This is a genomic window from Calothrix sp. PCC 6303 (assembly GCF_000317435.1).
In the GTDB taxonomy this organism is placed as follows: Bacteria; Cyanobacteriota; Cyanobacteriia; order Cyanobacteriales; family Nostocaceae; genus PCC-6303.
The window spans coordinates 2,002,307-2,011,803 of sequence record NC_019751.1; the positions used below are offsets into that span (position 1 = coordinate 2,002,307).

Consider the following 9,497-nt stretch of genomic DNA (forward strand, 5'->3'; position numbering starts at 1 on the left):
AGAAAATGAATATCAAGAGAAAGACGCGACATGTCTCATCTCTACATTCTTTTCAATTTCAAAACACTCATATTCCTCTCTTTCTCTTCCTCTCTTCTTTCTTCTCTGCGCTTACCTTTGCGTTCCTCTGCGTTAAAACTCTTTATTTCTCTCTTTATTTACTCCAAACTCGAAACCTGAGGATAAAACTGACCATAACAATCGCCAATTTGTAACCCTTGAACCCTCAAACTTTGAACTCGATATAAATAAGCAGCACCACTCATAATCTGATTAGCAACATCAACAACCAAACGATTATTAGCCTCCTCCAAATAAGTCCCTTTAACCCATTCATTAAAACTACCCATCGCCGGACCGCACCAGATTTGGTAATCAACTTCCCGACCCTTTTCCCCAGAACTAGACCATCGAGAAGAAAGTCCCAAATACCATTTAAAAATCGCAGCCATCTTCAACTTAGGATTATTAACAGCCTTCGCTAACTTCTCCGGATTAGTCTGTGATAAATAGCTCACAGTTCCTTCCCAAACTTCACTCAAACTCTGGCGAAAAATCTGCTTTTCTAACTTCTCCCTTTCAGCCATCGGAATATCATCAATAGAATCATAAGTCCGATATAATTCATATAACTTTTGTGCGCGCATTGGGAACATAGTCCCACGTTTCAGCACCTGTAATTTCACACCCATTTCAAACATATCGGCTGCTGGTGCCATCATCATATCAGCCATTTCCGCCTGTGCTAGGAGCTTTTTAGTATGCTCACAACTACCAGATTCAACACATGATTGATTTACCGAACCAGTAACTATATAAGCCGCACCCATCATCAAACCAGCTAAAGCCGATTGAGGGTTAGAAATTCCACCAGCTACACCAATTCTAATTGGTTTTTCATATTGATATTTAGCTTGAATTTCATCACGCAAAGCTAACATTGAAGGCAGTAAACATACCAAAGGACGATTATCTGTATGTCCTCCCGAATCAGCTTCCACAGTGATATCATCAGCAACAGGTAATCGTGCAGCTAAATTAGCTTGAAGTTCACTAATTAAACCTTGATTGACCAAATCTTGAAGAATCTTTATTGGCGCTGGTTGCAAAAATTTTGTGGCAACTTCTCGCCGAGAAACCTTAGCAATAACTTTATTTCTAATTTCGATTTCATTTGCTGAATTTAATCCTAATCCAGCAGCCCGATAATAAACAATATTGGGTGTTAAATCAAGAAAAGCGGAAGCTTCAACAACTCGAACACCATATTTGAGATATAAATCTACAGCACGACGTTCAATTGCTAAATCGTTAGGACTATGAATTAAATTGAAACAATATGGCTCATTTATTAAAGCTGATTGAATTTGATTGATGGCAGCTTCTAGACGACTTGGAGTTAAACCCCCAGCACCAAATGAACCCATTAATTTGGCTTTTCCTAGGGCAATAATCATTTCTGCTGAGGCAATTCCCCCAGCCATTGCCCCTGTCATGTAGGCATATTTGGTACCGTAGAAGGAGAGAAAATTAGGATCTCCCAAATTTTGAATTTTAATTGGGGGAACTGCGGTGATTAATTCTACTTCTCCAGTTTTAGCATCATCTTGAGGTGCTGCATAACCACCATTCGCAATCCCAATTCTGCCATCAACACGAACTACATAACAGGGTTGATTTAAATTAAGTAATTTTTCTTTGATGCTATTTTGATCAAAAGATATGCAATCGGTAGAACCTTTCCAAACCTGATTTTGATAGAAGGAAAAGGTATTAAATTTTAAGCCATTGTCGCGTGGATTTGTGACTGTATCTACAGTTTTCACGTAACTATTCCTTGATGAGATTTAGAAAGAACGCAGAGAGATTTGACGATTCGGATGTTGGTATATAGGAATCATTTTTAATTAGATAAGTAGGGTGTGTATAGCTTGACTGTATCCAAGAACAGATGGAACGTCGTAACGTACCAACTCCTCGTGAATGGTGCGTTACGAACTTCGTTCTTTAGCGCAGCCATGCCCGGAGGGCTTTACACACCCTACATTTCAAAAATCAAATAGTAGTCCTATAGTGTCTTTATTCATTGAGTAGATTTTCTGCACATGCAATTTGCAGTTGAATGATTTCGCTGATGCTGTGGCTAAAGTCCTGTCTACTTTGGAGAAAAGTAGCGTGAGTTTTGTGAACTCTGGAATTATTCTGACTGAGTTTTTGAAAATGCAATGTCGTACTTGGATAATGAGATTGCTGTGATTGGGGAATCAACTGAGGTGTTTGGTGTTGCTTCACATCCAACTCACAAAATTGTAGTTGTTCTTTTGCTGCATAACTGTTATTGATGTCATGTTTCATGGTGACTTTCTCTAGTTTTTGTTCTGGTTTTTTCGTGGTGCTAAATATGTCACCCTCGTTTGTTTTTTGACTTGTAATTTCTGGTAAATTAACTACTTCTGAAACTGGAATTAATGATTTAGCAGGCAATTGAGGAATTACAGCTTGGGAGTGCTGTTTTTTTAATACATCTTGGAAGAGTTTTTTGTTATCCTCAGTCAATATTGCACCTGTGATGGAAGCACCACCCAAAGTAATGGTTTTGTAGCTGGTTTTTTTGGTGGTTGCGGTTTCGCAATTGTAAAGTGATGATAAATCTAGGTTGACGCGATGACTGGTAAGCTTGGCTAAGGCACGGACAATGGAAGAGTGATCATCGGTACCTCGGCGATTCAAGGATACGGTGACATGTTCCTGATTTTCGAGAATTTTATCAATCCACCGCGAACAAACGTTACCTGCACCTGCTTCAATAAAGATGCGCGCACCTTGGGAATAGATTTGATTGACTAAGCGGGGGAAATCCAAGGGAGTTGTTAAACACTTGCCGATGCTTTGGGCTATGGCGTTTCCTTCCAAAGCCACTGGTGTATACTCAGCTGAGGAGTAGAATGCGATATCGCCAACTGGTTGCGCTGGTAAATTGTTGACTCTGACGATTTCGTTATATTCTGACTGCATCGCTTCGCAGTGAATCAAATGGTTGAAAGGTGCTGCGAAAGCGTTACAACCTAAAGCTTTAATTACCCGTTGACATCCTCCAGGTTCCCCGGCAATTACAACTTCTTCGGGGGTGCTAATTTGGGTAAGGTAAACGCGGGTTTCATTTTTGATGGCTTCCCTGACTTGTTCTGGTTTGGCAATTAGTACGTGGGTACTCCAGAAATCATCGGCGGGTGATTCAGCGAATGATGGTAACTTCCAATACTCCCTTAAAGCATTCTTTTGTCCCGAAACCCTATCCCCAAATAGCGGTGATGCGTGAAACTTCTTAATTCCCTCGTTAAAATCACTCCACACACCCTGGGCAAACATCATACTGGTTTCACCCAAACTGTAACCAAAGGCAAACTTCGGTTTCGCTTGGAAGCGATCGCGTATAATCGTCGTCAGTAGTCTGGCGATGCAAATCTCCGTTTCAAACATCGCTAGGGAGTTGTCGAGGAGTTCTTTTTCGAGGTTTTCTAATTGTCTGGTGGAAAGTTTGTTTAAGCTGCGGGGATAGAGGAATTTCTCGATGTCATCCACTGCTGTATACAAACTGGTAATCATGGCATCGTCGTGGACTTGGGGATACAAGCGCCCGATGTTTTGGGCGATACCCACATAGGCGTTGATGGCAGCTGGGTACACGTAGGCGATTTCACCAGTTTTTCCCAGGGGTTTGGGTGTAAAGTAACTCCCAATTGGAGTTTGCCAGGGTTCCCCCTTTTCAAAGGCATTGGTGACACCTTTGGCGGCAGATTCCATTTCTCGGAGGAGTTCTTTGTGATTTCTACCGAGGATAACTAGGGTGTATTTAGCTGTAGCTTTTTGTTGGAATTGGGTGAAGCTGAGGCTGGCTGAGTTTTGGAGATGGGTGCTATTTTGGACAGTAGATTTCAAGGCATCCAACTGTGTGAGTAGTTCCTCCTTACTATCACCTGCCAAGGGGAATAAATACAGTGGCATCTGCTGTAAATATCGACTTTGACGTTCCCCTTGCTGCTCCGCTTCCGATACGATTAGGTGAGCATAACTACCATCGGCACCAATACCGTTAATTGCTGCAACTCGCCGAGTGGTGTGTTTGCTGAGTAGCCAAGGGCGGGAAGTGGGGGCAACGTAAAAAGGGCTACCATGCCACTGTTCCTGTTCCTTCACTCCAGACCATTGGGGAGTACCAGGAATGTATCTGTGATAGAGACAGAGAGCCGTTTTGATGAAGCTGGCGATACCGGAAGCTGTGAAGGTATGCCCAATGTTAGATTTAACACTGCCAACTGCACAACTGAGACGGTTTTCACTGCCTGGATATGCCTGAACCAAACCTTGAATTTCCGCCGTATCCGCTTGGGAAATTCCACTCGCCGAAACTTCCAAATAATTCACCGCATCCGGTTTGATACCTGCTACTGCAAAAGCATGATTGCTTACTTGTTTAATTGTGCCAGCATCGGCGACACCCAGAGCGTGTTTCTGAGCGAATGCGATCGCATCCACCACAGCATAGACTTTTTTCGTGGCTTTTGGGTCGTACTTTTGTAAAACTACTGCACCTGCACCTTCTCCCACCGTCAAACCGTGGACTTTGGCATCAAAGCTGAGGGTTTGGGTTCCTGTATTCATGGGGGTTTGTTGGCTGCGGAGGAGGACATTTTCTAAACCTCCAGCTAAATCCACCGCACCTACTAAAACTGATTCAGCTTCCCCAGTGGTGAGGAGATGTTGGGCGACTTCCAAAGCTTTGAAGGTGGAGTTTTCCCCCGCTGTCATGGTGAAAGTTGGCGCGTTGAAATCCCACAGTGCCGAAATCCGACTTGCCATGATGTTGGAGATGTAGCTGACGAATTCTCCCAACTCCACAGGATTGTGGATACTATCTTTGAGGATAGTTTCTAACTGGGAAGTTTCTGCTAACTCCACATCTAAACCATCTTTGACTTGCCAGGATAGATTCCATCTTTGTTGAAGTTGATGTACTGAAAGTTCAGTTTCGGCAGCGATAATGACGGCAACTTTCCCACCTGGTTGAATTTCGGCATCCTTCAAAGCCCTTTCTGCCACCTTCAAAAGTAGCAACTGTTGAGGATTGAGTTTATCTAGTTCGTTGGGGGGAATCTTACTAGATATCATGTCAAACTCAAAGTCTTGGATATAGGCACCCATTGGGGCTTTGCCTTCACTCAATCCATATTGTTTGAGTAAATCGGTTTCCTTTTCTACACCCCGCCATCTTTTTTCGGGGAGAGGAATAAAATGTTGAATCCCATCATAGATACTGCGTTCAAATTCATCTAAGTTTTTGCAGTTGCCAAAGTAGGCATCCATCCCCACGACGGCGATTTTCGCAACTTCCAAAGGTGCCTCAGCATGACTCGCTTGATTTCCCCCTTCCTCCACAATCATGTGGGCATTGGTACCACCAAAACCAAAGGCACTAATTGCCGCCCGTTTGATGTTGCCGTTTTTCTGCCAATTGGTAGTGCTTCTAACAATCTTTTTGGGTGAAATTACGTTGGTTTCGTTGCCAATTGGTTCCCCAATATTAATGGTGGCAGGGATGACTCCTTTTCCCATGCTGAGGATGACTTTGAGTAATCCAACTGAACCAGCACCCACTAAAAGATGTCCCACATTCGCCTTGGCGGAACCAACCAAAGGTGATGCTTGATGCTGCCCAAAGAACGTTTCTACCGAGTTGAATTCGGTGGTATCTCCTAAAAGGGTTCCTGTGGCGTGACATTCCAAGTAATCGATATCTTTGGGATTAATTCCCGCTTCTGCGTAGGCACGTTCAAAGGCTAATACCTGCCCTTTGGAATTAGGACTAAGTAAATGTTTACCTTTGCCATCATTAGAAAGACCATTTCCGGTAATTGTAGCGTAGATGCGATCGCCATCTCGCACCGCGTCGCTATACCGTTTGAGGACGAACATCCCTGTTCCTTCTCCTGTCATCAATCCCCGTGATGTTTTATCGAGGGGACGGCTGATGTCGTTGTCTTCGGGGTAAGCTTGGAGTCCGGAAAATAGCATCCGCAGGAACAAAGGATCAGCAGCACTAACTCCCCCTGCTAACATCATATCTGCCTTATGTGTCCACAAGTAGTGGGAGGCGAGACGGATGGCATATTGGGGCGAGGAACAGGCAGCATCGATACAGAAGTGTGTGCTGGAAAGGGATAATGCCTGGGCAATGATGGCTGCTGGCATTCCCGATATCATCGCGTTGTGATGGGAGGTTTCGCTGGGTGCGGGAAGTTGGAAGTTCTCTGTTTCCAGGAGTTGGCGAATGGCTGGGTTGAGGATTTGTTGGTAGATGGGTGCCAGGAGTTGGTTGGATGTTCTGGTGGGGAGGGAGAGGGTTCCTAGAATAACTCCGCAGTGGGCGAGGAGGGGGTCGTTGTTGAGGTAGCCGCTATGTTGAAGGGCGTTTTTGGCGGCGTACAGTGACCATTTGCTGGTGTTGTCGAGGCTGTTGAGGAGTTGGGGGGGCAGTTTGTAGCCTTTGGGATCGAATTTGAAGTCCCGAATGTGGGTGCCTTTGAGGGAATAGTATTTGTCGGGTTTGCCTTTGGTGGGATGGTAGTGGGTTTGGGGATCTATGCCTAGTTCTTCGGTGGTGATGGGGGAGGTGGAGTCTTTTTGGGCGATGAGGTTTTGCCAAAATTCTTCGGGGTTTTTAGCGTCGGGAAGGAGGCAGGAGTAGCCGATGATTGCTATTTTTTCCATGTTGGGGGTGGGAGGTAAATATTTTTTAACGCAAAGGGCGCGGAGGGAAGCGCAGAGTTTCGCAGAGAAGGGGGAGGAAGAGAGAGGAGGAGAGGAGAATATAGAAATGTAGAGACGAGACATGTCGCGTCTCTCTGTGTTTTATTCCAGGAGTTTGGGGAGGATGACTCCTTTGGTGCCGAGGAGTTGGGAGTAGATTTTTCCTTGTTGGTTGTGGACTATGAAGTTGGCGCTGATGCCTGTGGCGGTTTTTTGCTGGATTTCGCAGCTTACGTAGTAGTCTGTGTTGATGGGGGTGCGTTCAAATTGTTCGTATTTTTCCATCTGTCCTGGGAGGCAGATTTGTTGATGGTAGTGATATAGCCATATCCACAGGGGATGGGTGCTTAAGTCGGTGGCGTAGGGGTTCATCCAGTCTACGGGATATTGCCCTTGTTGTTTTGTGCCTATTGATGCCCAGTGACATTCGGCGGTGATTTTTTCGGGGCTGATATTGAGGATTCTATTTATTTGTTGGAATGTTTTGCCGTGGAAGAGGGATGAGGGGTTTTGTTGATAAAATTGGCTTCCCTGGAGGGTGATGGTGTTGTCGGTTTGCAGGTTGAGGTTTTCGTAGGTGGGGGATTGGGGAATTTCTACTAGGAGTTTGGGTTCTGAGGCAAAGTGATAGGTGGTTTTGCCGTTGGGTAGTTTGCTGGATATTTTGGCTTGGAGTTGAATTTCTACTCCGTCTATTTTGGAGATTTCTTGGAGTTCGACTGTGTACTCGGTGCTGTCGGTTTCGCTGACGCTGATGCCTTTTAAAACCCGGAAGTTGGTGGCACAGAAAAATCTATAGCCAGGGTACAATCTTTCGCAGGTATCAGCAATCCATGACATGGCGCAGGTTGCTGGGAGTATTAGGTTTCCGGCTATTTTATGATCGTAAAGGAAGGGATTATCACCACCAATCAGGCTGCGACGTACACGGTGACTGCGTAGTTCGGTTCCTAGGGGTGCTGGGGGGAGAATCATCGGGCTACCAATGACTACCTGGGCGGTGTTATGGTGGATTGGACTCAGTTCGTTAACTAACATTTGGGTACCTGCTTCCACGGGAATAATCTCGATTCCCCGTCTGGCAAATTCTTTTTTGAGTTGGGGTGTCACCATTCCACTATCCCAACCACCCCAGTTGATGGCAACGACGTGACAGTTAGGGTGTTGGGTTTTAACTAGATGTGCAGACTTGTTCAGAATCTCGTTTGCGATCGCATAATCTGATTGTCCTATGTTTCCGTAAAATCCGGTGACGGAGGAAAATAATACTAGTTGTTCGATTTGGTTGCTGGGGATACTATTAAATAGGTTTTCTAATCCTTGGACTTTGGCTGTATATACTTTCTCGAAGTCTTCGGAGGTTTTCTTTTCAATGAGTTTATCGGCTAAGTTTCCCGCACCGTGAATGATTCCGGTGATTTTTCCTAGTCTTTGACTAATTTCTGCAAGTTTTATTTTGAGTTTTTCGCTGTCGGTAATATCAACGCTGAGATATTCGGCTTTTCCTCCAGTTTTGATGATTGCTGCGAGGGTGGCTTTAATTTCTCGGTTGGAGGTAATTTGATTAAAGATTTTTTGGACTGAGTTGGGTGTGGGTTTTTCTCCTTGGGCAATTAGTTGTTCCATGATGCGTTTTTTTAATGTGGCATCATCAACACAATCACGGGCAAATTCTGGTTCGTTGTCACTAAGTTCGGAACGTCCAAGTAAGATGAAGGTGCAGGGATATTGTTGGGCTAATCTAATTGTACAAGCTGCTGTAATTCCTTTGGCACCACCACTAACTACAAAGATTGATGTGGGTTTAATAAATATTGGTGTTGGCATAATTTCTAGGAAGTTATTGTTTATTTGCTTAGTGCTAAATGATAATTCAAGGGTTAAAAATAATAAAATCATCTCTGTAGAGACGAGACATGTCACGTCTCTCTTTATTTTCACGAGTTATGTAATCAATCAAAATGTAAAATCATTCAATCTTTGCCTATCAGGAACCTTATTTTGATATCTCTGGTATCTATTTAAGAATTCTCGATCATCTTGTTGATTTATTGGCTCTCTGCGCGGGTTAGATTTTAAAGAAATTGCCAAAATTGTAAAAAAGGAAATAACAATAATTGCAATGACAACTGTTAAATTGCTATTTTCTTCTTTACTTCCTGATGTAGAACGATAATTACTAGGACTTGATTTGGAACGGCTTCCTAAACGAATATCACCTAAATCTTTTCGTTCTGTTGATAACCTAATTAATGAACTATATTCTGGATAACCTTTGGCATCAACAACTATTTGACCCTGTAATACTTTCTTGTCTCCAGGCTTCACGATAAACCTGTATATTCCCTCCAAATCTGTATAGGTGACTAGTGAATTATTCTCTGCTGTAAATGATACTTTTGCCCCACTAATTGGGGCTTGTTTGCGATAGTCGATAACTCTACCTATGTAACTAATTGCTGTTTGTTTTGCCATTGGAGGGAGAGGTGTGTGTGGGGAATAAGGAAATATTGGTGATAATCCTCCCCTAAATCTAAATATCTGTGTATGTGGGGAGGAATAATGATAATTGAATCAAGCTACAGTTAAGATTTGTGGAAGCTTGGTAAATTCGGTTGTGAATCTGATTAATAAAATATGGAGAGACGTGACATGTCTCGTCTTCTAAGGAACTTGCGCTGAAAAGCCTA

Annotated in this window: 4 protein-coding genes; all 4 read right to left on the reverse strand. The window is 43.6% G+C overall.

What is annotated here, in order from left to right:
* Positions 1-158 precede the first annotated feature (158 nt).
* The 4 genes from CAL6303_RS08205 to CAL6303_RS08220 all read right to left on the reverse strand — a co-directional run bounded on the left by CAL6303_RS08205 (position 159) and on the right by CAL6303_RS08220 (position 9,282).
* Positions 159-1,826, reverse strand: a complete 1,668-nt coding sequence (locus tag CAL6303_RS08205) for a PfaD family polyunsaturated fatty acid/polyketide biosynthesis protein (protein WP_015197376.1) — start codon at positions 1,824-1,826, stop codon at positions 159-161.
* Positions 1,827-2,079: 253 nt separating this feature from the next.
* Positions 2,080-6,768, reverse strand: coding sequence for a PfaB family protein (locus CAL6303_RS08210; protein WP_041739263.1), 4,689 nt, complete (start codon positions 6,766-6,768; stop codon positions 2,080-2,082).
* 141 nt (positions 6,769-6,909) lie between these two features.
* Positions 6,910-8,634 carry an SDR family NAD(P)-dependent oxidoreductase gene (locus CAL6303_RS08215; protein WP_041740352.1) on the reverse strand — a complete coding sequence of 575 codons (1,725 nt, stop codon included), beginning with the start codon at positions 8,632-8,634 and terminating at the stop codon, positions 6,910-6,912.
* A 129-nt stretch (positions 8,635-8,763) separates the two neighbouring features.
* On the reverse strand, positions 8,764-9,282 hold the full coding sequence (locus CAL6303_RS08220; protein WP_015197379.1) for a carboxypeptidase-like regulatory domain-containing protein: 519 nt from the start codon (positions 9,280-9,282) through the stop codon (positions 8,764-8,766).
* Positions 9,283-9,497: the final 215 nt, after the last annotated feature.

What these genes read in the sequence shown, in the direction of transcription:
- CAL6303_RS08210 (WP_041739263.1), bottom strand. Translation starts at nt 6,768, where the DNA reads ATGGAAAAAATAGCAATCATCGGCTACTCCTGCCTCCTTCCCGACGCT.
- CAL6303_RS08215 (WP_041740352.1), bottom strand. Translation starts at nt 8,634, where the DNA reads ATGCCAACACCAATATTTATTAAACCCACATCAATCTTTGTAGTTAGT.
- CAL6303_RS08220 (WP_015197379.1), bottom strand. Translation starts at nt 9,282, where the DNA reads ATGGCAAAACAAACAGCAATTAGTTACATAGGTAGAGTTATCGACTAT.